Origin of the sequence: Leucobacter viscericola (assembly GCF_011299575.1) — a bacterium.
In the GTDB taxonomy this organism is placed as follows: domain Bacteria; phylum Actinomycetota; class Actinomycetes; order Actinomycetales; family Microbacteriaceae; genus Leucobacter; species Leucobacter viscericola.
In genome coordinates this window covers 987,794-1,013,060 of the sequence record NZ_CP049863.1, presented here as the reverse complement: position 1 = coordinate 1,013,060, position 25,267 = coordinate 987,794, and the positions used below count along the sequence as shown (strand labels likewise).

Genomic DNA, 25,267 nt, shown 5'->3' with positions numbered 1-25,267 from the left:
CCACTTCTGCGGTCGCACTGCCCAAAGGAGTAGCAATGACGCGGCGCGCAGAACACGCACTGGTTGACCAGGTAGAACCCAGCAATTCGGCGGAAACGACGGGGAGCGCAGACCTTGTGCTGCGCGGAGGATCGGTGCTTGTGCTCGACGCGGCTGATAGCCGCGCGGAGGCAGTTGCTGTGTGCGATGGGCGCATCGTTGCGGTTGGAAGCTCGCAAGATGTTGAGGTTTGGATTGGGGCTTCGACGCGGGTCATTGAGCTTGGCGGGCGAACGCTGATGCCCGGAATTAACGACTCGCACCTGCACGGCAGCTGGCTCGGCGCGCGCTGGCCGCACACCTTTTTTGGCGCGCCTGACCCCGAGGCAGCCGCCCAGGTCTCGGGGCCGCTCGTCAGCGACCGGGCCGGGCGCCGCGCCGCGATCCTCAGGGCTTCGCGGCTACTCACCGAACTCGGAATTACGAGTTACACCGAGCCCGGTATTGGTCCGGGGGAGAACCACGGTGAGACGGGGTGCTTTCACAGTGAAGTGATCGACGTGTATCGCGAACTCGCCGCCGAGGGGGCGCTGCTGCAGAGGGTGACCCTGCTCACGCTGTACGGAATTCTTGATGGTCCAAGTGACCTGGATGTGGTGTTGGCGGGGATTCGAGAGGAAGTGCGGCGTCGAGCGGAGTCTGACCCCAGGTGGCTGAACATCTCGGGGGTCAAAATATTCGGAGACCTTATTCCGCCCATGCGCCAGGCCTGGACCGATCACCCCTACGATGACGGCACACACGGTGATCTGCTCATCTCGGCGGACACGATCGAGCAAAAGGCCGCGGGCCTGAAGGCGATGGTTCGGGCGGCGCACCTGGCCGGGCTGCAGCTCGGGGTGCACGCCACGGGGGATCGCACGATCCAACTGGTGATCGACACGATTGCGGAGGCCGCCGCCGAACCGGGTGCGTTGAGTTCGGCCGAGCTCGCGCACACGGTCATTCATGGCGACCTCGCCACTTCGCAACAGATCGAGCGCATGGCCGAGCTTGGCATCTGGCTCAACGCCCAGTCGGGGGTTGCGGCCCAAACCGTGGGCTGGCTCGCGGCTGCCCTGGGCGATGACGTTGCCGCCGAGGCGTGGCGGTACGCCGATGCGCTCGCGGCCGGTGTGCTCGTGTTGTCATCAGACGCCCCCGTGCTGGGTTTCGATTGGCGGCGGGGAATCGCCGATGCTGAGGCGAGGATTGAGGCCTCGGGTGCTCTGTGTGATGCCGACTCCAGGCGAGCGCGCCTGCATCAACTGCTGCGCGCCTACACCGCGATCCCCGCCCAGCAGGATCGCGCGGCCGGTTGGAAGGGGACCGTGGAGGTTGGCAAGGTGGCTGACCTGGTGGTGCTCGCGGAGGATCCCTTTGCCGCGGGCGCTGCCGGGCTGCCGGAGGTTGCAGTTGACCTGACGGTGCTCGACGGGAGGGTGGTGTTCGAGCGGGGTTAGCGCGCCGCGGGGTGGGTTTACGTGAGCAGCTGCCCGCCGTCGACCGGCAGGCTGATCCCTGTGATGTGTTTGGCTCCTTGGCTGGCCAGGAAAACGACCGCGGGGGCGATGTCGCCCACCTCGGCGAGGCTGCCGAGCGGGATCCTGTTTGCCCACGCCGCGCGCTCGGCGGATCCCTCGGGCATGCCCTGCTGCAGCATTGGGGTGAGCACGGGACCAGGGGCGACCGCGTTCACCCGAATGCCGTGGGTGGCAAGCTCTATTGCGGCCCAGCGGGTGATTGAGTCGACCGCAGCCTTGCTTGACTCGTAGGCGCCCATGCCGGGAGTTGGTTGGCGGCCGCCGATCGAGGAGATGTTGACGATGGCGCCGCCGCCTCCCGCGGCGATGCGGTGCCTGGCAAACGCCTGCGTCATGGCAAACGTGCCGACGATGTTGACATCGAGAATTGCGCGGAAGGCGCTGGCCTCGAGGTCAGTTACGGCGCCGTGCACTGACAGGATGCCCGCGTTATTGACGAGCACGTCGATGCCACCCGAGGCCTCGAATGTCTTGAACGCCGCGGCAGCGGCTCGCTCGTCAGTGATGTTGAGGGGGAGCGCGGTGGCTCCGAGTGCGGCGGCGGCGCTGTGCACCGCTTCCGCGTTCGAGTCGGCGAGAACAACGCGGTTTCCGGTTTCGAGAAAGGCCTGGGCGATGCCCTGGCCGATTCCGCCTGCGCCGCCGGTGATGAGAATGGTGCGGGGTGTGGTCACGGTGACTCCAATGTCTGATGGTGAGATGCGCCTGGTGGTGAGAAGATCCTCACGGCTGATATTATACGAACGTAGAAAATAAAAGTCGATACTGCGGTTTGAGATCCACTCAAGCCGCGTCCCGTGCAAGGAGGCACCCGTGACACTCGCAGTAGAGGTTCCCGTTCGTCAGCTCGGGCCGGGAGGGCCCGTCGTTCCGGTTGTGGCTCTCGGGTCCTGGAATATCTGGGATCGAATGGAGTTCGAGGATCGCCTCGCGCTCATTCAACGCGCGGTTGATCTTGGTGCCGGGTTCTTTGACGTGGCCTACTACAACATGGGGCCGCACGCCGAGGCCTCGCGCACCGACCTGCTCTTTGGTGAAGCGATTCGCGAGATTGGCCTTGCCCGCGAGGCCTATCAGCTCTGCGGCAAGCTCTGGTTGTGGGAGTACCCGCAGACCGGTTTTGCCGAGCAGATGCGTGTTTCGCTGGACCGAATCGGAGCTGGCAGGGGAGGGCCGGAGTCGTTCGAAACCGTTGTGGTGGGCGATTTTGTGGGGGACGTCGACATCGCGCAGGTGGTGCGAGACGTGCAGGCGGAGATGGACGTCGGGAGTTTTACGAGCTGGGGCGTGAATAACTGGCCCGCTCAGGCCCTGCAGCTGGCGCTCGATACGGCTGAGAAGGAGTCGCTCACCCCGCCGAGTTTTGCGCAGCTGAAGTATGGCCTCGTGCGGCGGAGTATGGCGGAGGGTTCCTATTACGGCGAGTGGTTCGGCGATGGCACACTTGCGCTGCAGGCCTCTGATGCGTTCGAGGGGGAATTCTCGTTGGAAAGCTCCGCCCCGAACGAAAAATTGGTGCCGATGTCGGTGGGATTCGCGAGCGCATCGTTGCTGCGTATCCCCGGGTAAAGAGGATCGCCGATTCCCTCGGTGCGTCACCCGCGCAGCTCGGAATTGCGTTCTGTCTCGCCAATCCGGCAACCGCCAACGTGCTGTTTGGCGCGTCGAGCGTGCGGCAGCTCGAGGATAACCTCGGAGCAATAGCGCTGCTGGAGGCGGTTGGGGCGGAGCGACTTCGCGAGGTTACGGCCGAGCTCTGGTTAGACCGCGAGGTGCGCCCCGATGGAGTGTGGAACTCGTAGCGGTGTTATTCCGCGAGAAACTCGATTGCCGTCGAGCGAAACTCGGCGCTGTCGAGGGCCTCGCGGTGATCCCCGGGCACTCGGGTCACCGAGGCGCGGGGCAGCCCCGCGGCCAGGTCGTCAATGCCCTCCGTGAGTGCGTCGCTGCTGCCGGCTACGAAGAGGGTGGGGATCTGCGGGCCCCCGCGCTGCGGCGTGAAGGGCTCTGCGGCGAGCCCTTGAATGAGAAGTTCGAGTGATGCGGTGTCTTTCCCGGGGGTCGAGATGAGGTTGGCCATTATGCCGACGAGCGGGTTCTGGGGTGCGGTGCCGGTGAGTGCTCCCCGAAGTTCAGCCGGATCAATGGCTGAAAATGGCTCAATCGGACTCAGCCCACCCAGTGCGAGGCGACGCACGCGCGGAGTAGCCAGCGGGAGTTCCCAGGCCAGCCGCGCGCCGAGTGAATAGCCAATGACGTCAAACTCGGCTGTGCTGGACCCCGCGCCCTCGGATTCGGGTGAGATCGCGGCGTCGATTGTCTCGAGGATCGCGGAGACCGTGGCCGAGGTGGCTGCCTCGCTGGCGGAGGCTAGCGGGGGGTTGTTGCCGTGGGCGGGGAGGTCGATGGCGATGGCGGATCGGCCGGCCGCATTGAGTGACCTTGCCCAGCCTGTGGTGAGGTAATCCTCGCTCGCGCTCGATGCAAAACCGTGCAGCAGTATCACTGGCGGCCGATCCTGCTTGGCGGTGGGAAAGCGGCGGAAGCTGAGCGGCATGGTGGCCCTTTCTGCTGTGCGCTGGGGTGCGCAAAAGTGTTTTTATGTTCGGCGGAGAGCGATTAGCATGACTCTACTGCGCTGGACATTTATTGTCTACGGTTGTAGAGTTTCCCGCAAGTAGAGAAACCGGACATCGCTGTCCCGCATCTGCAGGGCGGCCCTACACCTCAAGGACACCCTCATGGCAGCTACCCCCGAACGTATCGTCGACATCGCAATTGGCTTCATGGGAGCCAAGCAGCTAGATGCTGCGGCTCGAATTGGCCTGTTTAAGGCTCTTGCCGACGGCCCCCAGACAGCAGCGCAGATCGCAAGCGCCACGCAGCGCGCTGAGCGCCAGGTCCGCACGCTCGCAGACGCCATGAACTCCTTCGGGTTGCTTGAGCGGGTGGACGGCAAGTACTCGCTAGCGGAAGATGCGGCGACCTATCTTGGCGGCGCGGGCGAGGTTGATCTCACGCCGTTCATCGGATTTCTCGGAGACATTAGCTTCAAGCAGTGGCTTGGCTACGACCACACCGTCGACACTGACAACGCTGGAGTGCTCGATCTCGACGAGGACGGGTGGGGCGACTTCATGAACGGCGTGATGACCTACAACGCCCTGCATGCCGAGCAGTTTGGCAGGGCTTTCGATTTTTCGGGTTACCGCAGCGCCCTCGACTTCGGCGGGTTGGCGGCCGGGTTCTCTCTGGCTGCAATGGCGCAAAACCCCGAGCTGCACACCCGCTTTGTGTATGCCGCCGACATGGCGGGATCAATTGCCGCTGACGCTGAGCAGGCGGGATTCGCGCACCGCACGACCATCGAGACGGCGGACACCGAAACCGCGGAACCCGGTGGTGAGCACGACCTCGTGCTGCTCACTCACGTGCTGCACCGTTTCGACGAGGTGCAGAACCGGCAGATCCTGCAGGCGGCCCGCGAGGCCGCAGCGCCGGGAGCTACGTTGATGCTGCTCGATTTTTTCCTCGACAACGACCCGGCTCAGCGTCGTATTGACGCGCTGCACGCGGGGGAGTACTTCAATATCGACGGGACCGTCGTGTACCCGGTCGATCAGGTTGAGGGGTGGCTCGAAGCGACAGGGTGGCAGGTGGAGCGCATGGTTGCACTGCCGGGAAGCCCACGTGTGCTTGTTGCCACCGCGGTCAGCGCGGGTTAGTCAACCCGCCGCAGCCGCGCGATAAAGTCGGTGACCTGGGCCTGGAGCAGGTCGGGGTTGAAAAGGCGAGGGCTGACGACGCGCATCACCGTGGCACCGATGTTCATCGTGATGATTTCGTTTGTCAGCTGCTCGTCGGGTGTCTTGGTGATGATGTCGCCGTCTTCGCGCCCCTCGCGCAGGTACTGCATCATTCCTTTTTTCCAGTCGATGAGGTGCTCGTCGTAGTCCTGATCGAGTTCGGTGCTGAACGCACAGCGTTCCCAGAACGAGATCAGCACCCGGGCCGCGATCGCATCCTCTTGGGCGATCGGGAGCGTGTATCGCACCGATCGCTCAAGCCCCTCGATGCCGCGCAGGCCCGCAACGTGAATCGCGTGCCGCTCATCGAGGCTCTTGAGAGACTTCTCGTAGGCGCCCCGAACGATGGCGTCTTTGCCCGGGAAGTAGTGTTTGAGTGCTCCATTAGCGAACCCCGCGCGAGAAGCAATTTCGCGCATTGTCGCGGCTTCGATTCCGCCTTCGACTATGAGCTTCCAGGTGACTTCGACAATATCGCGACGCCGCTGGTCGTGATCGATGATTTTTGGCACGGTCACATCCTTGGGAAAACGGTCCTTAATATCTGCAATTGTAGACGAAAAAACTAATAATTTTCGGATTCTTATTGCTTGTGTGCATATTGTTCACGGCAGTTAGGTGCAATAACTAACTGTTTAGTTCAAAAGCTCGTCTTGTTCCCGAGGGCTCTCTGCTTGGCTTACAGTGCACGCCCTGAAGCTGCGCTCGACCCTCGCGCGCGCGAGTGGAATTCTGGAAACAAGTGTGCGGCGATGGTGCCGCGCCCCGAAAGGAGATCTCGATGTCGGAGCAGTCTGAACAGGTGTCGGTGCCGAAGAGTGTCATCGTTGTTGGCGCAGGATCGGCCGGGGCCGTTGTCGCCCGCCGACTTGCTGACGCGGGTGTGAGCGTCACCGTGGTTGAAGCGGGTGGCGAGGACACGAATCCCGCGATCCACGACCCCGCTCGCATGCCCGAGCTGTGGCACAGCCCCGATGACTGGGACTACCGCACGGTTCCGCAGCCCGGCGCCAACGGCCACCGCATCCACCTGCCCCGCGGTCGAGTGCTCGGCGGATCCCACGCACTGAACGCCATGATCTGGGTGCGCTGCTCTCCCGTTGATTTTGACCACTGGGCCTCGCTCGGCAACGAAGGCTGGGCCTGGGAAGACGTGCTCCCCGTCTACAAGGCGATCGAGAACTTCCACGGCAACGGCGATCCCGCGCTGCGCGGCACCGACGGGCTGCTCGACGTGACGGACGAGTACGAGCTCACGCCGATCCAGCAGTCGATCATCGACGCCGGTGTGCAGGAGGGGCTGCCCCGCAACCCCGACTACAACGGTGCAACACTCGAGGGCATCTCGCAGCAGCAGATCACCGCGATCAATGGTCGGCGACTGAATACCTACATGGCGTATCTCAAGCCGGTGCGGGATCGCGTGACGGTTGAGACCGGGTGCTGGGTGCACGAGCTGATCTTCGCGGATCGCGCGGAGGGATCTGACGAGGCGCCCCGTGTGAGCGGCGTGCGCTTTGCCCAGAACGGCGAGACGCGTGAGCTGTTTGCCGACGAGGTGATTCTTGCAGCGGGTGCCCTCGACTCACCCCGTGTGCTGCTGCGCTCTGGCATCGGCCCGGCTGATGAGCTGAGCGAGATCGGGATCGAGTCCGTGGTTGACCTGCCGGGAGTGGGCAAGAACCTGCACGATCACTTCTTGGCCCCGGTTATCTTTGAGACGGAGAAGCCGGTTGGGGTGCCGCAGCCGTGGGTCTCGGTCACGCAGACCCACCATTTCTGGGAGAGCCGCGAGGGCCTCGACCGACCCGACACGCAGCCGATCCACTTTTCGGTGCCGATGTACGGCGAGTACCTTGAGCCGCGCTCGAGCGATGGCTTTTCGCTGCTCGGTGGTCTGGTCACCCCACAGGCCCGCGGTTCGCTCAAACTGTCGGGCCCGAACCCCGAGGACCCCACGCTCATCGACCTCAACGCACTCGGGCACGAGGACGACGTGGCCTCCCTCGTTGCCTCGGTCGAGCAGTGTCGGCGGATCGGTCGCCAGGAGGCGCTCGCAGGTGAGTGGGGTGCCAAAGAGGTCTACCCGGGCCCCGAAATTGGCGACGGGGAAGACCTCGTGAACTACGTGCGCGAAACCCTTGCGACCTACCACCACCAGGTTGGCACCTGCAAGATGGGCGTCGACGACCAGGCGGTCGTCTCACCGCGCCTCGCGGTGCACGGTGTTGATGGGCTGCGGGTCATTGATGCTTCGATCATGCCGCGCGTGACGACGGGCAACACCAACGCGCCCGCGATCCTGATCGGTGAGCTCGGCGCGAAGTTTGTGTTGGCGGGGGAGCGCTAGCGAGGTGTGGAAGTAGCAGTGCGCTAGCGCGGTGTGGAAGTAACAGTGCGCTAGCGGGACTCGGCAACGGGAGCCCGCAGACCAGCCAGCATCGCGTCGATGCTGGCCTGCAGGTTCTCGGTGGTGGCGGACTCGGGTACGAGAACCGCCATCATCTGCCAGCCCGCGTTTTGTGCGGCGACCTGATTGACCGCGGTTTCGATGTCGAGGTTGCCTGCGAGTTCGCCGTCCTCGTGTGCCTCGGTGAGAAACTGACGGATGAGTTCGCGACGCTGCACGATGTACTCGTGGTGCAGCTGCCACAGCTCGGCGTTTTGTGCGGCGCGATCCCAGAAGGAGAGCACCACGCGCGAGATCTCCGAGCCCATCTCCTCGAAGGGGAGCAGTTCGCGCGACATGAGGCCGAGGGCAGCGAGGCCGCGCGATCCGGCAGTGCGGGCGAGAATGCGGTCGTGGGCGCCGAGAAAAACGTGAAGGAAGGCTGCGGTTAAGAGGCTCTGTTTGTCGGGGAAGTAGCGGGCGATGGCGCCGTGGGCGTACCCAGCTTCGGCGGCGATTTCACGCATGGTGACACGATCGAAGCCGTCGCGAATGATGATGTTTGTGACGGCCTCGGTGATGTGCGCGCGACGCTCATCGTGGTCAACGATCTTCGGCATGCGTCTCCTAACTTCTTACTTGAGTGTAGGCATTTCGAGCGTGCGCTGAAGCTCATTTGGTTTTTCGTCACCAGTTGGTGATTAATCGTTATCTCTCCGTGATCTTTGCGGGCAGCGGAACGATTATTCTTTAGTCACCACTTGGTGATTAAACGAAGTGGTTGGGGATCCACGCCACCCCACCCCGACGAAGGAGTCGTTCATGCACAAACCCAAACGCCTTATCGCAGCGCTCGCGCTGATCCCCGCCGCGGCCCTCATGCTCTCCGCGTGCAGTTCGGGCGATACCGCCGCAGACACGAGTAAGTCTGCGTCAGGCAAAGAGCTCACCACCCTGAAGGTCGCAACGATCGGACTCACCTCCGACGGCAGCCTCATCACGGGCATCAAGCAGGGATTCTTCGAAGACGAGGGCCTCAAGATCGAGACCTCGATCGTTGCCAACCCCCCGGCCGGACTCGCGGCAGCGCAGAGTGGACAGGTCGACATCGCCTACTCGCCGAGCATTCCGCTGCTCAACGCACTCAGCCAGGGTGTGCCTCTCAAGGTTGTTGGTGCGGCTGACGGTTATGCTCCCGGTTCCGCTCAGGCAGCGAATCCCGCTGAACTGGACGACACCGGCCTGTTCGCGAGCGCCGCGAGCGGCATCACCGACGTCAAAGGGCTCGGGGGTAAAACGATCGCGATCCCCGCGCGCAAGGCTCAGCTTGAAGTTGTGATCGCGGACGAACTGGAGCGGGCCGGCATCGACCCGGCCACGGGTGTGAAGTGGGTCGTGCTCGATTTCACCTCGGCCGTGGCAGCGCTCAAGAGTGGCACAGTTGACGCGGCGGGCCTGGTGAACCCCTTCACCTCCGAGGCGGAAGACGCCGGCGCGGTGCAGCTCGCGGCGCCCTCGGTTGGCTTCTTTGAGGAGGGCGCAACGGGGCTGTGGGTCGCAGGCACCAGCACCATCGAGGCGAAACCCGACGCCATCGCCGCTTTCCAGCGGGCGATCGTGAAGTCGAACGAGTATGCCACGGCGCACGCCGACGAGGCGATCCAGGCGGGTCTCGACTACACCAAGTCGAAGCTGACCATCGACCAGGTCAAGCTGCCGGTGTGGCCGACAGAGGTTGTAATTGAAGACCTCAATCGTCCGAACGAAAAGATGGTGAAGCTCGGCTTCCTGGCAAAGCCCGTCGATCTCGACGGCGTCATTCTGAAGGACTAGCTCACAGCCATGCGAGAATCTCGACTGCTCCAGTACGGCATCGGCGCTCTCGGCGTCGTGGCGGCGATCTGCCTCTGGCAGTTCGCCGCCACGGTGGGCCCGCTGAGCGAGTCACCGCTGCCCTCTGCCACAGATGCCCTTGGTGCCCTCGCGAAGTTGCTTGCCACCCCCGCGATGTGGGCGGCAACGGGGGAGACCCTGTACATGGCACTGCTGGGACTCGTCATCGCGACGGTTGCCGGTGTGGCGTTGGGCATCGGGATCGGGGTCTCGCCGCTCGCCATGCACGCGACGCGGATCCCGCTCGAGTTCTTGAAGCCGATCCCGCCCATCGTTATTCTTCCCATCGTGGTGCTCGTACTTGGGCCAACCAGCGGCATGGGGGTGTTCCTCGTGTTTATGGGCTGCTTTGTGTCGATTGTGGTGCAGTCGTCGGCGGGCGTGTTCGACACGGATCCCGTCGCCACGGCAACCGCCCGCTCGTACGGGCTGAGCCGATCCGAAATTCTTGGCAGTGTAGTGCTGCCGAGCGCGCTGCCCTACATTGGCACGGCGGTGCGGGTGGCGGCCCCCACCGCGCTCATCGTGGCAGTGGTTGCCGGGTTGTTGGGTGGTGGCCCGGGGCTCGGTCAGAGCCTGCTGCTCGCGCAGATCACGGGTAACCAGGATCAACTCTTCGCGTACGTGCTGATCCTCGGCATTCTGGGGCTGATCGTGCAGGGCCTGAGCCAGTGGGGCGAGCGTCGCCTCTTGCACTGGCACCCCCAATATCGAAAGCAGGTTGTGTGATGTCGGTAACCTCAACCGTTCTTATTCGCACGCGTGAGGCGCGTCGCCAGCGGCGCAGTGGTCTGCCGCGGTGGCTGCTCATCGGGGCAGAGATACTAGTGCCGATCCTGCTGCTCGCTCTGTGGTGGATCGTTTCGGCCGGCTCGACGAACACATTCTTTCCGCCGCTGCAGGCGATCCTGAACCAGTTCGTCACGCTGCTCGGCACCCCCGCGTTCTGGGGAGATGTGGGATCCTCGGTTGGTAACCTGGCGCTCTCGTTTGCGCTCGCCTGCGTCATCGGGGTGCTGCTGGGCCTGTTGCTCGGCACTGTGCGCTGGCTGTCGTGGCTGCTCGAGCCGACGATCCATTTCTTTCGGGCCATCCCGCCCGTTGCGCTCGTGCCGATTTTTGTTGCGCTCATCGGATTCGGTAACGAGACGCGCATCCTCTCGATCACCCTGTCGGCGGTCTTTCCAGTGCTCATCTCGACCATCGACGGCATTCACGCCGTTGATCCCGATCGGCGCGCGGTGGGCAAGATTTACCGGCTCGGCTGGTGGGATCGCATCTTTTCGGTTGCACTGCCCGAGGCCAGCCCGCGCATCCTCTCGGGCATGCAGGTCAGCCTGATTACCGCGTTTGTTGTGATGGTGGCGAGCGAGATGCTCGGCTCGTCGGAGGGCCTTGGGGCTCGCACGTTGCTCGCACAGCAGTCATTCATGATCACAGACATGTGGGTGGGCATCTTGGTGCTCGGTGTGATCGGCTATGCCGCCACCGCACTGCTCTCACTCTTCCGGCGCCGCGTGCTGCGCTGGTACATCGCCATTCGACAGCAGGAGAAGAACCTATGAACGCATCCTCGTTCGCAGACGCCCCCGTGAGGTTGAGCGTCGCGGGGCTCGCAAAGACCTACGACACCAAAAAGGGGCCGGTTGAGGTCATCGCCGATCTCACCTTTGACGTGCGCACGGCGGAGATCGCCTGCATTGTGGGCCCCTCCGGCATCGGCAAAACGACGCTGCTGAAGTGTCTGACCGGACTGCAATCGATCACTTCAGGATCGGCCCGCATCGACGGCAAGCAGATCGACGGCCCGCCCGAAGAAATGGCGCTGGTGTTCCAGGAGTACACCCGCTCACTGATGCCCTGGCTGACCGTGGAGAAAAACGTGCGGCTGCCGCTGAAGCACCTGCGGCTGCCCGCGGCGGAACGCGAGGCGAGGATCACCGCGGCCCTCGAAGCGGTCGGACTCGCTGGGGCTGAAGCGAAGTACCCGTGGCAACTCTCCGGCGGCATGCAACAGCGTGTGGCGATCGCCCGCGCCATCGCGTATCGGCCGGAGGTGCTGATTATGGACGAGCCCTTCGCTTCGGTCGACGCGCAGACAAGGTTCGAGCTTGAGGATCTGTGCCTCAAAATTCGCGAAGAGTTCGGCATGACGATTGTCATCGTGACCCACGATATCGATGAGGCCGTCTACCTCTCGGATCGTGTTGTGGTGCTGGGGGAGCGGCCGGCTCGTGTCACCGAGATTATCGACATCGATTTTGGTGAACCGCGGGATCAGATTGTGACCCGCTCGCGGCCCGAGTTTGCCGAGCTACGCACCGCCGTGTTCGAGCTCATTCGGAAGGCGGGCTAGGTGGAAGCGCGGCGCGGCTACGAGTCGTTTGGGGGGCGCGCGGCCGAGTTTGTGTCGGAGTCGACACCCTGGTGGCCAGCTCGCGCGCAGGCCGCCCCGGGGGCTCCCAACGTCATCGTGATGCTGGTTGACGATCTCGGCTTCAGCGACCTGGGGCCGTTTGGCAGCGAGATTCCCACCCCAAACGTCGACCGTATTGCCGACGACGGCTGGGTGTTCACCAACTACCGAACGGCGCCCATGTGCTCGCCCGCGCGAGCGGCTCTGCTCACCGGGCTGAATCCGCACCGCGCGGGCTTCGGATACGTCGCCCACACGGATCCGGGTTACCCGGGATTCACGTGCGAGCTGCCCGCCGACGCCCCGACCCTCGCGGAGTCGCTGCGAGCGGGCGGCTACGCCACGTTTATGGTTGGCAAGTGGCACCTGACGCTTGAATCGCGACTGCACGACGCCGCGGATCGCTCGTCGTGGCCGCTGCAACGTGGCTTCGACCGCTACTTCGGCAGCATGGACGGCTTCACCTCGCTGCACCACCCGCACCGCCTCGTGCGAGACAACTCGGTGGTCGACGTGCAGGAGTTTGCCGAGGACTACTTTCTTACCGACCAGCTGGTCGAGGAGTCGCTCGGCATGATTGACGAGCTGCGGGTGAACGATACTCGCAAGCCGTTCTTTCTCTACTTCGCGCACACCTCGGTACACGGGCCGATTCAGGCGAAGCGTGTTGATATTGACAGGCACCGCGGACGCTACGAGGCCGGGTGGAATGCTCTGCGTGAGGCCCGCTTCGCACGGCAGCGCGAGCTTGGTATCGTGCCGCAGCATGCCTCCCTGCCGAGTGAGGCACTTTCAGACTGCGATCGGATCCCGGAGTGGGACAGCCTCGAGGCCGCAGAGCGGGAACTCTTCGCTCGGCACATGGAGGTCTACGCGGCCGCCGTCGATGAGGTCGATCAGAGCCTCGGTCGGCTCATGGCCCAGCTGGAGCAACTCGGTGAACTCGACAACACCATCATCGTGCTGACAAGCGACAACGGTGGTACCGCCGAGGGCGGGTCGAGCGGCACCCGCAGTTACTTTGCGCAGTTTGGTGTGAGCACCCACCTACCAAATGATTGGGTGCGAGACGTGCCGCGCGATCCCGAGCTCATTGGCGGTCCGCAGCTCTTCAGCCAGTACCCCGTTGGTTGGGCGCGCGTTTCGAACACACCCTTCCGCTCCTTCAAATCCTCGACCTACGAGGGCGGGGTCCACGCTCCGCTCATTGTGTCGTGGCCGTCTGCCCCGGCACGGGCGCGCGGGCTGCGCGATCAGTTTGTGTTTGTCTCAGACCTCGCACCGACCATTCTTGAGCTCGCCGGTGTTGCTCCGCTGACGCGGCGCGATGGAGTGCCCGCGCAGGATCCTGACGGACGCAGCGTGGTGGATGTCCTGGAGAACCCCTCGGCCGAGGGGCGCGAGACCCAGTACTTCGAGTGTGTGGGTCGCCGTGCGCTGGTCGACGGGGACTGGAAGGCTGTGTCTCCGGTGCCGCCAACCCGTGCCGAGGGCGGTGCTGGTGGCAGCTGGGAGCTCTACAACCTTGCGACCGACCCGACCGAGACGCAGGATCTCGCGGAGACCTACCCCGTGCGCACACTCGAGCTTGCCGAGAGATGGCGCGAGGAGGCCTGGCACAACGCGGTCTTTCCGCTGGATGATGACGGCTCGCTGCACACCACCCGCCCTGCGAGCGAGGCGGCGTTTGCGGAACCGGTGACGCTCGTGCCATTCCGACCGCCGCTTGAGCGCTTCCGTTCGGCGCAGCTGACCGTGCTGCGGTCGTTTCGGGTGGAGATTGATCTAACTGTGCGTGACGGCGGGGCGGGGGTGCTGCTTGCCCACGGCGATCAGGGCGGTGGGTATCTGCTCGCACTCGACGGCGGCAGCCTGCTGCTGAGCTACAACGCCTACGGTGACATGCACCGCGCTCGCGGTGCCGCGCTCGGATCAGGAGCGCACGAGATTACGCTGCGGGTCGACGAGCTCCCCGAGCTGCGATGGCGGCTCAGTCTTGAGGTCGATGGTGTGCCCGACGCGGTCATTGAGCGTGTGCCCATGCTGCTCGGCATGGCACCGTTTACCGGCATCAGCGTCGGCTACGACTACGGTGGTCCCGTCGACTGGGAGCTGCACCAGCGGCACCGCTCGTACCGGCTGACGGGTGCCGAGATCGAGCGGATCTGCGTGGTGCCGGGTGCGCGGTCGCGGCACGATACAACCGTGCTGCGCAGCATTGGCGAGGCTGTTGCGGAGATTGCGGACTAAGGACTGGGCTACTCGGGCGACTTTGCCTACCCGACAGGAAACGCCGTCGCGGGGTAGGTGATCACCGTCGCCCCACCGGTCGCGTAGTTCGCCACGTCGGCCTCGACGGCCCGGCCCTCGGGCGATGACATGGCCGCGCCCAGAGCGGCCCCGTCGGCAAAGCTGGCCTCGAACACTCCGAAGTAGGGGCCCTTGCCGGGCGGGGTGATCCCGAGCGAATAGCTGATGCTCTGCACACCCGGCAGTTTGGCGCACAGCGGTAGGTGTACCTCACGGTAGTAGGCCTCGAAGGCGGCGCGGTCGGTGGGCTCGGGGTAGAGCACGATGAGTTTGTGCATGTTGACTGCTCCTTTTGTGGCGGGGTGGGATCGCGGGGCTAGTCGCGCGAGAACACTCGGCGGCCCGCGAACCAGGTCTCGGTGACCGTCGTCTGCACGAGTTCAGTTTCGGGGTGCTCGAAAGGATCGCGATCCAGCAGCACGAAGTCAGCGGATTTGCCGACTTCAAGAGAGCCGGTCTCGTCGGCAAGCCCCATCGCCTCGGCGCCGTTGATGGTGAAGGCCGCGATGGCCTCGTCGAGTGTGATCGCCTGCTCAGGCCACAGGGTGCCGGGGTAGGCGCCGCTGGGATCCTCGCGGGTCACGAGGCCGTGGATGCCCTCCCACGCGTTAGGGGAAGGCGACACCGGCCAGTCGGAACCGCCGGCCACGACCGCTCCCGCTTCGATCAGCGCGCGGTTCGGCTGCATCTGGTCGGCGCGCTCGCGCGGCAGTACCTGGCGAATCGCCTCAACGATTGGGCCCGGCACCCAGATGAATGGCGAGATGTCGGCGGAGACCCCGAGCGGACCGAAGCGCGCGATGTCGTCGGGGTGCACAAACTGGCCGTGGGCCACCTGGTAGCGCGGTTCGGTGTAGCCCTCGTTTCGCAGCGTCTCGACGGCGTTGAGCACGGTGTGCACCGAGGCATCACCGGTGCAGTGCACCTTCGCGGATAGCCCGGCGTCCGCGACGCGGCGCAGCCAGTCGGTGAGTTCGGCCGGGTCGAGCAGCGTGTCACCGTGAAAGTGGGCGCCGTGCACGTCGTCGGACAGATACGGCTCGATGAACGCACCCGTGCGGGTTGGGGGCACCCCGTCGAGAAAGATCTTCACAAAGTCGGGGCGGTGGTGCTCGGTGCGAAAGCGCTCGCCGTCGAAGACGAGGTCGTCGCCGATGGCCTCAAACCCAAAGATCTCGTCGTTAATCAGCAGCGAACTGACCACCCAGGAGTTCATCTCGCCCGCCGCGTCGAGCGAGCGCAGCGCCTCAAGAATATGGGTGGAGACTCCGGCATCTTGAAACGCCGTGACCCCAAACGAATTGAGGATCTCGATGCCGCGCTGGGCGGATCGCCGCTCCTGCTCGGGGGTGAGCGCTCCGGCGGCCTGTTGCGCTTTCGCCACCGGCAGTCCCGCTGCTTCGAGCAGCACACCCGTCGCGTGGCCGTTTTCGTCAAGTACAACCCCGTGTTGCCCGGCCTCGACACCCGCGATTTCCATGGCGCGCGAGTTGACCCAGCGGTTGTGGTGCGAATCGTCGGAGAGCATGACCGGGCGGCCGCCAGCTGCTTCATCGAGTTGCTTGAGCGCTTCAACTGAGTTGATCTCGCCGATGCGATCGCTCGCCCACGGACCTCCCACAACCCAGGCGTCTGCTGGCAGAGACGCCGCGTGATCCTGAACCGCACTGAGAATGCCGTCGAGGTACGCACCAGCTGGCACATGCAGTTCGTACAGCTCCTCCTTGCCCGCGAGAAAGTGGTGGTTGTGCACGTCGATGAGGCCGGGCATGAGGAAGGCGCCGTTGAGATCGCGGATCTCGGTGTTGGCGCCAGCGAGCCCGGCGACCTCGGTGGCACTGCCGACGGCGGTTAGGCGACCATCTTTGAGCGCGATTGCCTCCGCCCAGGGCTGCGTCGCGTCGGCGGTGTAGACGCGGGCGTTGGTAAAGATGAGGTCTGCTGGGGTCTGGGTCATCGTTGACTCCGTTCAAAATGGGAAGTTGTCTGCGGAACGGTTGATCCTCAGTATTCCAGGGGCCTCAGCCCGGGTGTTGTGTGTGGGTGCTGCGCGCTTGATGCTCCGCGTTGATTCTGGGCGAAAGACGCTTCGCCGTGAGCGCTCGGCTGCTCGCCGTTGCGGTGGGATCGCGCGAAGATGAGGGGACGGGGCCTTACCGGCCGCGTATCCACAAAACCAAAGAGCAAGGATGCACATGGGTACTCAGAACAGCGACGTTCAGGGGCGAGTCGTGGTGATTACCGGTGGGGGAACCGGTATTGGAGCCGCAGTAGCAGAGCGCTACGCGAGCGAAGGGGCAACGGTTGTGGTGGTGGGCCGCAGACGTGAGCCGCTGGAAGAAGTCGCATCGCGGATCGGGGCAACCGCTGTTGTTGCGGACGCCTCGAACGGCGAGTCCGCGCGTGCCGCGGTGGCCGAAATCGTTGAGCGCTTCGGCACGATTGACGTGCTGGTCGCGAACGCGGGTGGCCACGGGTTTGCGGCCGTCGGCGACACGAGCGACGACGACTGGGATGCCGCTATCAAGGTGAACCTGTCGACGGCGTTTGTGATGGCGCGCGAGTCGTTACCTGCTCTGTTGAGCGACGCCGACGGGGGAGTCGGCGGGGGCGAGATCGTGATCGTGTCATCGCTCGCTGGTCTCTTTGCTGGGCCATCCGTGGCCGGGTACACCGTCGGCAAACACGCGCTGATCGGTCTGACCCGCTCGCTGGCGCGCGACTACGGTCGGCACGGAGTGCGGGTGAACGCCGTCTGCCCCGGCTGGGTGCGCACACCGATGGCCGATGCCGAGATGGACGAGTTTGCGAGCCACGCACCCGAGATTGCGGATCGGGCAGCCGGGTACGCCGCCGTGACCCGTGACGTGCCGCTGGGGCGTCCAGGTGAGCCAGCCGAGATCGCCTCGATCGTGCGGTTTCTTGGATCTCCGCAGTCGTCCTACATGAACGGCTCCGTGCTTGTCGCCGACGGCGGAGCGCACATCGTTGACCTGCCGACCGTGGCGTTTGAACACGCGGGCATGTAGTTTCCCCTCTTTCCCCCCACCTACTTGACGACGAAGTTAAGGAACTCCCAATGGAATTTCACCACCACGGATACGTCACGACGGATCCCCGTATCGAACCCGCCGCCGGTGTCGGCCTGAATCGCCCCCTCGACCTGCCGGATCAGGTCGACGTGTTGATTGTTGGATCCGGCCCGGCCGGCATCATGACCGCCGCGCAGCTCGCGCAGTTTCCGGGCGTGACGACGCGCATCATCGAGCGGAGGGCCAGCCGCCTTGAGATTGGCCAGGCCGACGGCATTCAGGCCCGCAGCGTCGAGACGTTTCAGGCGTTTGGCTTTGCCCAGCAGTTGATTCAAGAGGCCTACCAGCTCACTGACACTGAGTTCTGGACGCCCGATCCTGATCGCCCCGAAAACATCGTGCGAAGCTCCACGACACCCGACACGCTTGTGGGGATCAGCGAGTTTCCGCAGTTGATCGTGAACCAGACCCGCGTCGCCGACTACCTCGCGGAGTTCGCCGAGCGCTCGCCCGCGCGCGGCAAGGTCGACTACGGGTATGAGTTCGTCGACCTGCACGTTGAGGAATCGGGGGAGTATCCCGTTGTTGTGGAGCTGCGCCGGTCTGATGACTCCGGCTTGGGTGCTGTGCGCACGATCCGCGCCAAGACGGTTGTGGGCGCCGATGGCGCGCGTAGCCGTGTGCGGGCCTCGATCGGCGGGCACCTCGAGGGGGATCAGGCCTTTCACGCCTGGGGAGTGATGGATGCTCTGGTCGACACGAATTTTCCTGACATTCGCCGCAAGAGTGTGATTCAGTCGGAGGACGGCGGCAACATCTTGCTGATCCCGCGCGAGGGTAACCACCTGGTGCGCATGTACGTGGATCTCGGCGAGGTCGATCCTGATGATGGCGGCAGTGTGCGGGAGACCACGATCGAAGAGGTTATTGCGCACGCAGCCTCGATTCTGCACCCGTATAGCCTCGATGTGCGACACGTCTCGTGGAACAGCGTGTACGAGGTCGCGCACCGCCTCACTGACCGGTTCGACGACGCTGAGTCGCACCCCGGTGGGCGTCGTAGTCCGCGGGTGTTTTTGGCGGGGGATGCCTGCCACACCCATAGCGCGAAGGCCGGGCAGGGCATGAATGTGTCGCTGCAGGACGGCTGGAACCTGGCCTGGAAGCTGGGGTACGTGCTGTCGGGGCGTAGCGACTGGAAGCTGCTCGAGACGTATTCCGATGAGCGCCAGGTGATTGCGAAGAACTTGATCGATTTTGACAAGGAATGGTCGACCCTCATGGCGAAGCGGCCCGAGGAGTTCGATTCACCCTCGCAGCTTGAGGACTTCTATATTGCGACGGCGGAGTTTCCCGCCGGATTTATGACGCAGTATCAGCCTTCGATTCTGACCTCATCTTTTGCGCAGCAGGCGCTCGCCGCCGGGTTTCCGCTGGGCAAGCGCTTCAAGTCGGACGAGGTGATGCGGGTGAGTGATGCCGTGCCGATGCAGCTGGGGCACCAGCACCGGGCTGACGGACGCTATCGTGTGTAAGCGTTTGCGGATCCTTCCGGGGATCAGCTTGAGGCCTGGGCCTCGTGGATGCTGTCTGATCCGGAGTCGCCGCTGCAGTTGTTCACGCCTAATGATGTCGACGATGATGCATTGTTCGACGTGAAGGTTGTGTACCAGCAGGGGTACCGTGACGTTGATCTACTTTCCGTACCGCCACTGTTTTTCCCTCGGCGCGGGCCGTACCGCATGAAGAGCTACGAGAAGGTCTTCGCGGCGATCCCGGGCAACGACGTCTTCGATGAACGTGAGGTGAGTCGCTCGGGAGCTGTTGTGGTCGTGCGGCCGGATCACTACGTTGCGAGCATCTTGCCGCTGACGGCCAGGGTCGAGCTGAGCGAGCACTTCCGCGGGGTGCTGCGGGTGCGGGGGTAGGGCCCCGGCCCGGCCCCGCCCGGCCCGGCCCGGCCCGGCCCCGCCGACCCGGGCCCGCTCCCGCCCGCTCCCGCCCGGGCCGGCCGACCCGGCCCCGGCCCCAGCCCTAATCGAGTGTTGCCAAATGGCTAGTTGAACTCCATTCAACCCACCATTTGGCAACACTGTTTTGGTGCGGTGTGCAGTTTTGGGGTCATGTCGGATCCGAAACCCGTGAATGTCAGTGGTCCCTGGGATGCTTGAGGCATGTCCAGCAAAACGAGTCAGGCTATGGGATCGGCGAGGTCTGCGCGACGTGTATTCGACGCGCAGAGTCCCTACGTTCTTGCGCTTGGTGTGCTGATGAGCCGTCTCGAAACGACCGAACAAAAGTTGCGTGTGCTCGAGGCGGAGCGGGCCGTGATCCTCTCCGAGGCGTATCAACTTGCCGTTGCCGAGGGGGACGGCTTGGGAACGGATACGCCCTCCGGCAAGAACGGCGAACTCGCCTACCGCGCGGTGCGGGCGGAGGTCGCCACGGTGCTTGGTGTTGGAGAGCGAGCGGTGGACCGGCAGCTGAGCCAGGCCGAACTTTTGCACCGTGCGTACCCGATGGTGAGTCAGACGCTAGCGGACGCTCACATTTCTTACCGTCACGCCGAGGTGATTCTCGACGCCGGAAACGTGATCGGGTCGGGCGACGATGCCAGCACTGTTGCTCGGCGCATCGGCTACGAACAAGCGGTTCTTCTTTCGCCGTAGAAGAGACTCCCTCCAGGCTGAAGCCGATCGCGCGCAGGCTAGCTGAGCAATTCACTGAGGTGTCGCTTGACGAGCGGCACGCTGAGGCGCGCAAACGGCGTCGCGTGAGCTTGTGTCCACAAGACGACGGGATGGCTGACCTCATCGCGCACCTTCCGGCGTCCGAGGCGTATGCGATTTACGATCGGCTCACGCGCATGAGTCGCACGCTTGAAGGCCCGGGCGCATCGCCAGAAACGCAGGTTGAGGCAAAGTTTGAGGCGAAGCCGGCCCAGCGGTCGCGGGATGAAGTTCGGGCTGACATTCTGACAGACCTTATTCTTAGGGGGATTCCGAGCGAGGAGTTCGCGGCAGCCGCGGACGTGCGGGCTCAGGTGCAACTTGTGGTGCATGAGTCCGTGCTCAGAGACGAGCTGTCGCCGAGTCACGGAGGCTTTCCACCGGCGCTTGACGGTTATGGTCCCATCGACACCGATTCGGCACGGTGGCTGCTTGGCGCGGCGGATTTCTGGGATGTTGTGACTGTGCGGCAGGGAACTGCGCAACAGGAAACTGCCCAGCAGGGCACCGCGCGGCAAGACGCCACCGAGATCTTGTCCGTGGACCGCTACCGCCCTTCCGGGCAGATGCGAAGGCTCCTTCGGGTTCGGGATCAGCGCTGCCGATTCCCTGGTTGCCAGGTGCCAGCATCCCGGTGCGACATCGATCACACCATTGACGCCGCGCTCGGTGGCCCAACCGCAACCGATAATCTCGCACACCTGTGCCGCGGTCATCACATTCTCAAACACAACTCGGGGTGGCAGGTCACCCAGCGAAAAGAGGGGGAGCTGACCTGGATATCACCGACGGGGCGAGTGCGAATGAGTTCGCCTCCGAGCCGCGTCATGTTTGCAGCAGCCGTTCCGGCTATTGACGAACCCTTCTGAGAACTAAGCCAAAACTATCCAAACCGAATCTAGCCAAGCCAAGCCAAGCCAAGCAATAACCCTGACCTAAGGAGCCACCCATGCAACCCCGCACCATCGCCCTGTACGTAACCGAGACCATGGCGGACTGGGAGTACGCCTACCTCACCACACAAATCGCGCAGGCTGAGGCAGCCAAACCCGGGCGCTTCAACCTCATGCTTGTCGGTGACGGACTCGACGAGGTGAGGTCGCTCGGCGGGCTGCCCGTGCGACCAACGGCGGACCTCGCCGAGCTCCTGAAGCTTGTTGCACACACCGATGGCGACGATGGTGTGGACAACACCGCAGACCACCCCCTCGCCGCCCTGGTCATTCCCGGAGGCAACCACTACGACGCAAGCCACGACCGCCTACTCGAAACGGTGTCGCAGCTCGTGGACCGTTCGGTTCCTGTAGCCGCAATCTGCGGGGCAACGTTCCTGATGGCGCGGGGAGGATTCCTTGACGACCGAAAGCACACCTCGAACGCATCGGTCTACCTCGACATGTCGGATTATGCGGGCGGCGACAACTACGTCGCGGCCCCCGTGGTCACCGATCGGGGCATCACAACCGCAAGTGGCATCCATCCGGTTGCGTTCACCGCCGAGGTGATGCGCCTCGTAGAGCTCTACCCCGATAACATCATCAACGCGTGGGAGCAACTCAATCTCACGGGAGAAGAACCCTACTTCTACGAGCTGATGGAGGCCACCGGCGCCTGGCAGAACGCCTAAGAAGTGGGCTGGTAAATGGCATGCCGCCAGCCCAGCTACCCTCCCAGATATGCCTGCCGAAGCAGCTCAGCGTCGTCCTCGAGTGCCTTGGCCGGACCCTGCGGGTGACTCACGTGACCGCTCGACACGACCATCGCCTCGTCGGCGATGCCGAGTGCGAGGTGCGTGAACTGCTCGACCAACAGAACGCCCACGCCAGACGAAGCGATGCTCTGAATCACGGGCAAGATACGCATAAACACCACAGGAGCGAGCCCCAGTGACATCTCGTCGATCAACAGAAAGCGCGGCTTTGACGCGAACGCTCGCGCGAGCACCACCATCTGCTGTTCACCACCCGAGAGCAGGACCGCCTGCGCGTCGATCCGCTTCTCTAACTCGGGGAACGACGCGAGCACCTCCTGCAAAACCGCATCCGTGCGTGCGGTCAGCATGATGTTCTCGCGCACGGTGAGCGACGGGAAGATGGCGCGGCCCTGCTCAATGTGGGCAATGCCCGCGCGGGATCGCTGCACGCGACTCCACTTCGAGATCGACTCACCGTCGAGCAGAATGTCGCCGGCAGAGTTCGGGATCACACGCGACACCGACTCCAGCAAGCTCGTTTTGCCGGCGCCGTTTGGCCCGACGAGTGCGAGAATCTTGCCCTCCTCGAGCGACAGGCTCACGTCTGAAATGACGGGTCCTGCCCCGCGGCTCACACTCACACCTGAAAGCTGCAGTCCACTCATGAGCTCATCTCCGCGTCTCCCATGTAGGCCGCGATCACGGCCGGGTTTTCGAGTACTTCCTGCTGCGGCCCCTGCGCGAGCACCCTGCCAAAGTCGAGCACGGTGATCTCGGTGCACACCGTGCGCACGAGATCGAGGTCGTGCTCGATGATGACGATCGCGGTGTCAAAGCGCGACGGGATCCGCGAGAGCCGCTGCCCGAACAGCAGGTGCTCCTCGTGCGACAGTCCGGCGGCGGGCTCGTCGAGGATCAGCACCTTGGGTCCGGCCAAGACGGCGGCCGCGACTTCAATGAGCCGGCGGGTGCCGACATCAACGTTGCTGAGTCGCTCTTCAGGAGAGGGGCAACCCAAAAACGTGAGCGCATCGCTCAGTTCGTCGTAGTCAATGCGGGTGCGCGTTACGAAGTGCACGTACGACTCGACGGTGAGCTGCGGCGGCACACGATCCTGCTGGAACGTGCGGCGCAGCCCGTGGCGAGCCCGCGCGGCGGGGTTCATATGGGTGATGTCCTCACCCTCAAGTAGTACCTTGCCGGTGTGCTGCGGTAGAAAACCGCTGACCGCGTCGACGAAGGTGGACTTGCCCGCACCGTTTGGTCCGATCAGGCCCATGATGGATCGTGGGCGCACCCGCAGCGAAACGTCATCGAGGGCCTTGAGAGCGCCAAACTGTACGCCAAGACTGGCCACCTCAAGCACCGGCGGTGCATCGGCGGGAACCGGCTCGGCTGCCTCTGGCACGGCAAACACATCGAGCACACTCGTGCCAACGTCACCGGCGATGAGCGCCGACTCGGCTTCCTTGCGCTTCTTGGTGCGCGCACGGAAGATACCGCGAATGCCCTCGCCGAGGTTTGAGCCACTGGTGAGTGCCTGGATCCCGAGCAACCCGAACACCACAAAACCCCAGTCCTGCGGCACACCCCACTTCTTGAGAAGCTCGGGAACGAGTACCCAGAGGATGCCACCAAAGATGGCCATGTCGATCAGGTAGGCCCCGCTCATCACCGCGAGGATGTAGAGCGCAAGTGACTGAATAGGGGAGAAGCTCGAGGCAAAGGGTAGCTGCACCTGACCCGCGAGCAGGCCGCCCGAAACACCGCCCAGCGCTGCGCTGACGGCAAACGCCGAGAGCTTCGCCATGCTGACGCTCTGCCCGACCGCTGCGGTGCCGCGCTCGGAGAACGCCACGGCCTTCCAGCTGCTGCCAATACGGCTGCGCTGCAGCCACGACACCACGAGGGCGCAGATCACCAACACGATGATGGCAAAGAAGAAGTACTCGCGGTCGCTCGAGAAAAGTGCGGGGCGTTCGACGGCCACACCGTCGACCGACCCCGGGAACTGGACCTGCACAAGCATCACATCAAACGCGGCCGCGAAGCCGAGCGTCACAACGGCGAGGTTCACTCCTCGTAGGCGCAGGGCTGGCAGTCCGATCAGGATCCCAGCGAGCCCTCCTGCGATCCCGCCCGCGAGTAGCCAGACGGCGAAGCCACCGGGCACTTCGTTGTAGCTCATCCACGAGACGACCCACGCGCCAATGGCTGCGAAGGTCAACTGCGAGAGCGCGATGATCCCGGCGGATCCCGTCACAACTCCGAGACCGAGAACCGCGATGATCGCGGTGATCGCGCTGATGCCGAGGAAGACGTAGTAGCCGGAGAGCCCGACGCTGAGCGCCCAACCGATGCCGAGCCCAACAACCGCGATGATGATGGGGAGCGTCGCGCGAAGACGACGATTAGCGAGCAGCATCCCACACCTCCTTACGCTGCGACCACAGCAGCAAGATGACAATGAAGAAGAACGGGATGAAGTTGCGGATGAACGAAACATCGGGAATCTGGGCGACGATGCCCGTGATCATGCCGAGCGCGAGACCGCCGACCACAGCCAGATCGAGTCGTTTGAAGCCACCGAGCAGTGCGGCTGCCGAGGCTGGAATGATGAGCATCGACAGGCTGATCGCGTCGTTCGACTGCGATGGTGCGATGACCATGATGGTGATCGCAGAAATCGCGCCGGTGACGGCCCACACCCCGATCGAGAGGGGCTTTGCCGCGATGCCGATCAGCTCGGCGGTTGTGGGGCGCTCTGAGAGTGCGCGCAGTTTGGTGCCGATGGTGGTGCGGCGCAGTAGCAGTGAACAGGCAACGGCCACGAGGATCGCAAGAACCACCATCACAACGGTGACCCAGCTCACCACAACACCAGCAACCTTAAACGCCGGGCCCGAGAGCACCGGAGCAAACGGCTGCGGTTTGTTGCCGAAGATAATGAACGACAGCGAGATCAGTAGCAGCAGCGGTGCAACCGTCATCGCGGAACGCAGCGTGACCGTCGCCTCCGCGAGCCAGGTGGCTGCGATCCAGCCGATAATGCCGCTGAGCAGCGCGCCGACCAGCACACCAATAATGGTGGCGAGCCAGGTTGGCAGCCCGAGCTCACTCGCGAACCAGACGGCGGAAAACGCGGCGAACATGCCGGTTGCGGCCTGCGCGAAGTTGACGACGCGCACGAGCCGAGACATCAGCGTGAGCGTGACAGCGAGAACCGCGTAGAGTCCGCCTGCCGCGAGCCCGGCAAGAGCGCCCTGCAGAAGCGCGCCGCCGCTCACAGCAGTGCCTCACTGCATGAGCGAGAGTGATGAGGTGAAAGCATGGTGGTCCTTGGTCGAGCTGCCGAATGATGTCGTTGGCGGGCACAGCCGCCGAGTAGTGAAACGGAGTGTGGAAGAAGCGGGTCGAAACCCAGAACTACTGAGATC

The 25,267-nt window shown here is 64.0% G+C and carries 23 protein-coding genes and 2 pseudogenes; 16 read left to right on the top strand and 9 right to left on the bottom strand.

Features of this window, described 5'->3' with window-relative positions; all coding sequences use genetic code 11:
• Positions 1 to 35 precede the first annotated feature (35 nt).
• Entirely contained in the window at positions 36 to 1,481 is a 1,446-nt protein-coding gene (locus G7068_RS04755) for an amidohydrolase (protein WP_166289649.1), read from the top strand.
• Positions 1,482 to 1,498: 17 nt separating this feature from the next.
• Here the strand turns inward: G7068_RS04755 and G7068_RS04750 are convergent, their stop codons facing one another.
• The gene (locus G7068_RS04750) at positions 1,499 to 2,236 is read right to left on the bottom strand and encodes an SDR family NAD(P)-dependent oxidoreductase (protein WP_166289646.1); all 738 of its coding nucleotides are present in this window, start codon (positions 2,234 to 2,236) and stop codon (positions 1,499 to 1,501) included.
• A 139-nt stretch (positions 2,237 to 2,375) separates the two neighbouring features.
• Here G7068_RS04750 and G7068_RS04745 point away from each other — a divergent pair, with 139 nt between their 5' ends.
• The 3 genes and pseudogenes from G7068_RS04745 to G7068_RS16575 all read left to right on the top strand — a co-directional run bounded on the left by G7068_RS04745 (position 2,376) and on the right by G7068_RS16575 (position 3,364).
• A complete protein-coding gene (locus tag G7068_RS04745; protein ID WP_280116214.1) occupies positions 2,376 to 3,131 on the top strand; it encodes an aldo/keto reductase in 756 nt (251 codons plus the stop codon).
• Positions 3,074 to 3,211, top strand: a pseudogene (locus G7068_RS16580) (aldo/keto reductase); the annotation flags it as partial. The gene G7068_RS04745 and the pseudogene G7068_RS16580, both read left to right, overlap by 58 nt.
• Before the next feature lie 21 nt (positions 3,212 to 3,232).
• Complete coding sequence (locus G7068_RS16575; RefSeq protein ID WP_280116213.1) at positions 3,233 to 3,364, top strand: hypothetical protein; 132 nt, start codon at positions 3,233 to 3,235, stop codon at positions 3,362 to 3,364.
• A 5-nt stretch (positions 3,365 to 3,369) separates the two neighbouring features.
• Here the strand turns inward: G7068_RS16575 and G7068_RS04740 are convergent, their stop codons facing one another.
• Positions 3,370 to 4,119 (bottom strand): alpha/beta fold hydrolase, encoded by a 750-nt coding sequence (locus G7068_RS04740; protein WP_166289643.1) that lies wholly within the window; start codon positions 4,117 to 4,119, stop codon positions 3,370 to 3,372.
• 184 nt (positions 4,120 to 4,303) lie between these two features.
• Between G7068_RS04740 and G7068_RS04735 the strand changes: the two genes are divergently transcribed.
• Positions 4,304 to 5,287: a methyltransferase gene (locus G7068_RS04735; protein WP_166289640.1), complete on the top strand. Its 984-nt coding sequence runs from the start codon at positions 4,304 to 4,306 to the stop codon at positions 5,285 to 5,287.
• Here G7068_RS04735 and G7068_RS04730 read toward each other — a convergent pair.
• Complete coding sequence (locus tag G7068_RS04730) at positions 5,284 to 5,880, bottom strand: TetR/AcrR family transcriptional regulator (RefSeq protein WP_166289637.1); 597 nt, start codon at positions 5,878 to 5,880, stop codon at positions 5,284 to 5,286. The genes G7068_RS04735 and G7068_RS04730 overlap by 4 nt on opposite strands.
• 269 nt (positions 5,881 to 6,149) lie before the next feature.
• On the opposite strand from G7068_RS04730, the gene G7068_RS04725 reads away from it, so the two are divergent.
• The gene (locus tag G7068_RS04725; RefSeq protein ID WP_166289634.1) at positions 6,150 to 7,718 is read left to right on the top strand and encodes a GMC family oxidoreductase; all 1,569 of its coding nucleotides are present in this window, start codon (positions 6,150 to 6,152) and stop codon (positions 7,716 to 7,718) included.
• 50 nt (positions 7,719 to 7,768) lie between these two features.
• Here the strand turns inward: G7068_RS04725 and G7068_RS04720 are convergent, their stop codons facing one another.
• Positions 7,769 to 8,377 carry a TetR/AcrR family transcriptional regulator gene (locus G7068_RS04720; RefSeq protein ID WP_166289631.1) on the bottom strand — a complete coding sequence of 203 codons (609 nt, stop codon included), beginning with the start codon at positions 8,375 to 8,377 and terminating at the stop codon, positions 7,769 to 7,771.
• Between the two features lie 202 nt (positions 8,378 to 8,579).
• Between G7068_RS04720 and G7068_RS04715 the strand changes: the two genes are divergently transcribed.
• From G7068_RS04715 to G7068_RS04695, 5 genes are read left to right on the top strand one after another with little or no spacing between them, the layout of a single operon-like run.
• On the top strand, positions 8,580 to 9,590 hold the full coding sequence (locus G7068_RS04715) for an ABC transporter substrate-binding protein (RefSeq protein WP_166289628.1): 1,011 nt from the start codon (positions 8,580 to 8,582) through the stop codon (positions 9,588 to 9,590).
• Positions 9,591 to 9,599: 9 nt separating this feature from the next.
• Positions 9,600 to 10,379: an ABC transporter permease gene (locus tag G7068_RS04710; RefSeq protein ID WP_166289625.1), complete on the top strand. Its 780-nt coding sequence runs from the start codon at positions 9,600 to 9,602 to the stop codon at positions 10,377 to 10,379.
• Positions 10,379 to 11,215, top strand: a complete 837-nt coding sequence (locus tag G7068_RS04705; RefSeq protein WP_166289622.1) for an ABC transporter permease — start codon at positions 10,379 to 10,381, stop codon at positions 11,213 to 11,215. The genes G7068_RS04710 and G7068_RS04705 overlap by 1 nt, the downstream gene beginning before the upstream one ends.
• Complete coding sequence (locus G7068_RS04700) at positions 11,212 to 12,006, top strand: ABC transporter ATP-binding protein (RefSeq protein ID WP_166289618.1); 795 nt, start codon at positions 11,212 to 11,214, stop codon at positions 12,004 to 12,006. The genes G7068_RS04705 and G7068_RS04700 overlap by 4 nt, the downstream gene beginning before the upstream one ends.
• Complete coding sequence (locus G7068_RS04695) at positions 12,007 to 14,316, top strand: arylsulfatase (protein ID WP_166289615.1); 2,310 nt, start codon at positions 12,007 to 12,009, stop codon at positions 14,314 to 14,316.
• A gap of 26 nt (positions 14,317 to 14,342) precedes the next feature.
• Here the strand turns inward: G7068_RS04695 and G7068_RS04690 are convergent, their stop codons facing one another.
• Positions 14,343 to 14,654 (bottom strand): EthD family reductase, encoded by a 312-nt coding sequence (locus G7068_RS04690; protein ID WP_166289612.1) that lies wholly within the window; start codon positions 14,652 to 14,654, stop codon positions 14,343 to 14,345.
• A gap of 38 nt (positions 14,655 to 14,692) precedes the next feature.
• A complete protein-coding gene (locus G7068_RS04685; RefSeq protein WP_166289609.1) occupies positions 14,693 to 16,333 on the bottom strand; it encodes an amidohydrolase in 1,641 nt (546 codons plus the stop codon).
• A 238-nt stretch (positions 16,334 to 16,571) separates the two neighbouring features.
• Here G7068_RS04685 and G7068_RS04680 point away from each other — a divergent pair, with 238 nt between their 5' ends.
• The 5 genes and pseudogenes from G7068_RS04680 (at position 16,572) to G7068_RS04665 (ending at position 21,764) form a co-directional block, all read left to right on the top strand.
• Complete coding sequence (locus G7068_RS04680; RefSeq protein ID WP_205881346.1) at positions 16,572 to 17,405, top strand: SDR family NAD(P)-dependent oxidoreductase; 834 nt, start codon at positions 16,572 to 16,574, stop codon at positions 17,403 to 17,405.
• A gap of 50 nt (positions 17,406 to 17,455) precedes the next feature.
• A pseudogene (locus tag G7068_RS04675) lies at positions 17,456 to 19,336 on the top strand (FAD-dependent monooxygenase).
• Positions 19,337 to 19,582: 246 nt separating this feature from the next.
• A complete protein-coding gene (locus tag G7068_RS16395; protein WP_244304839.1) occupies positions 19,583 to 20,077 on the top strand; it encodes a 13E12 repeat family protein in 495 nt (164 codons plus the stop codon).
• A gap of 131 nt (positions 20,078 to 20,208) precedes the next feature.
• The gene (locus G7068_RS16390; RefSeq protein WP_425280492.1) at positions 20,209 to 21,006 is read left to right on the top strand and encodes an HNH endonuclease signature motif containing protein; all 798 of its coding nucleotides are present in this window, start codon (positions 20,209 to 20,211) and stop codon (positions 21,004 to 21,006) included.
• Positions 21,007 to 21,086: 80 nt separating this feature from the next.
• Entirely contained in the window at positions 21,087 to 21,764 is a 678-nt protein-coding gene (locus G7068_RS04665; RefSeq protein ID WP_166289600.1) for a DJ-1/PfpI family protein, read from the top strand.
• A 35-nt stretch (positions 21,765 to 21,799) separates the two neighbouring features.
• Here the strand turns inward: G7068_RS04665 and G7068_RS04660 are convergent, their stop codons facing one another.
• From G7068_RS04660 to G7068_RS04650, 3 genes are read right to left on the bottom strand one after another with little or no spacing between them, the layout of a single operon-like run.
• Positions 21,800 to 22,495 (bottom strand): ABC transporter ATP-binding protein, encoded by a 696-nt coding sequence (locus G7068_RS04660; protein WP_166289597.1) that lies wholly within the window; start codon positions 22,493 to 22,495, stop codon positions 21,800 to 21,802.
• Positions 22,492 to 24,255: a branched-chain amino acid ABC transporter ATP-binding protein/permease gene (locus G7068_RS04655; RefSeq protein WP_166289594.1), complete on the bottom strand. Its 1,764-nt coding sequence runs from the start codon at positions 24,253 to 24,255 to the stop codon at positions 22,492 to 22,494. The genes G7068_RS04660 and G7068_RS04655 overlap by 4 nt, the downstream gene beginning before the upstream one ends.
• The gene (locus G7068_RS04650; protein WP_166289591.1) at positions 24,242 to 25,117 is read right to left on the bottom strand and encodes a branched-chain amino acid ABC transporter permease; all 876 of its coding nucleotides are present in this window, start codon (positions 25,115 to 25,117) and stop codon (positions 24,242 to 24,244) included. Before G7068_RS04650 ends, G7068_RS04655 begins: the two co-directional genes overlap by 14 nt.
• Positions 25,118 to 25,267 lie beyond the last annotated feature (150 nt).

Bases quoted from the DNA above. Each gene is read 5' to 3' on its own strand.
- G7068_RS04755 (WP_166289649.1), top strand. From the start codon at position 36: ATGACGCGGCGCGCAGAACACGCACTGGTTGACCAGGTAGAACCCAGC.
- G7068_RS04740 (WP_166289643.1), bottom strand. From the start codon at position 4,119: ATGCCGCTCAGCTTCCGCCGCTTTCCCACCGCCAAGCAGGATCGGCCG.
- G7068_RS04735 (WP_166289640.1), top strand. From the start codon at position 4,304: ATGGCAGCTACCCCCGAACGTATCGTCGACATCGCAATTGGCTTCATG.
- G7068_RS04725 (WP_166289634.1), top strand. From the start codon at position 6,150: ATGTCGGAGCAGTCTGAACAGGTGTCGGTGCCGAAGAGTGTCATCGTT.
- G7068_RS04720 (WP_166289631.1), bottom strand. From the start codon at position 8,377: ATGCCGAAGATCGTTGACCACGATGAGCGTCGCGCGCACATCACCGAG.
- G7068_RS04715 (WP_166289628.1), top strand. From the start codon at position 8,580: ATGCACAAACCCAAACGCCTTATCGCAGCGCTCGCGCTGATCCCCGCC.
- G7068_RS04710 (WP_166289625.1), top strand. From the start codon at position 9,600: ATGCGAGAATCTCGACTGCTCCAGTACGGCATCGGCGCTCTCGGCGTC.
- G7068_RS04705 (WP_166289622.1), top strand. From the start codon at position 10,379: ATGTCGGTAACCTCAACCGTTCTTATTCGCACGCGTGAGGCGCGTCGC.
- G7068_RS04700 (WP_166289618.1), top strand. From the start codon at position 11,212: ATGAACGCATCCTCGTTCGCAGACGCCCCCGTGAGGTTGAGCGTCGCG.
- G7068_RS04690 (WP_166289612.1), bottom strand. From the start codon at position 14,654: ATGCACAAACTCATCGTGCTCTACCCCGAGCCCACCGACCGCGCCGCC.
- G7068_RS04685 (WP_166289609.1), bottom strand. From the start codon at position 16,333: ATGACCCAGACCCCAGCAGACCTCATCTTTACCAACGCCCGCGTCTAC.
- G7068_RS04680 (WP_205881346.1), top strand. From the start codon at position 16,572: ATGGGTACTCAGAACAGCGACGTTCAGGGGCGAGTCGTGGTGATTACC.
- G7068_RS16395 (WP_244304839.1), top strand. From the start codon at position 19,583: ATGTCCAGCAAAACGAGTCAGGCTATGGGATCGGCGAGGTCTGCGCGA.
- G7068_RS16390 (WP_425280492.1), top strand. From the start codon at position 20,209: ATGGCTGACCTCATCGCGCACCTTCCGGCGTCCGAGGCGTATGCGATT.
- G7068_RS04665 (WP_166289600.1), top strand. From the start codon at position 21,087: ATGCAACCCCGCACCATCGCCCTGTACGTAACCGAGACCATGGCGGAC.
- G7068_RS04660 (WP_166289597.1), bottom strand. From the start codon at position 22,495: ATGAGTGGACTGCAGCTTTCAGGTGTGAGTGTGAGCCGCGGGGCAGGA.
- G7068_RS04655 (WP_166289594.1), bottom strand. From the start codon at position 24,255: ATGCTGCTCGCTAATCGTCGTCTTCGCGCGACGCTCCCCATCATCATC.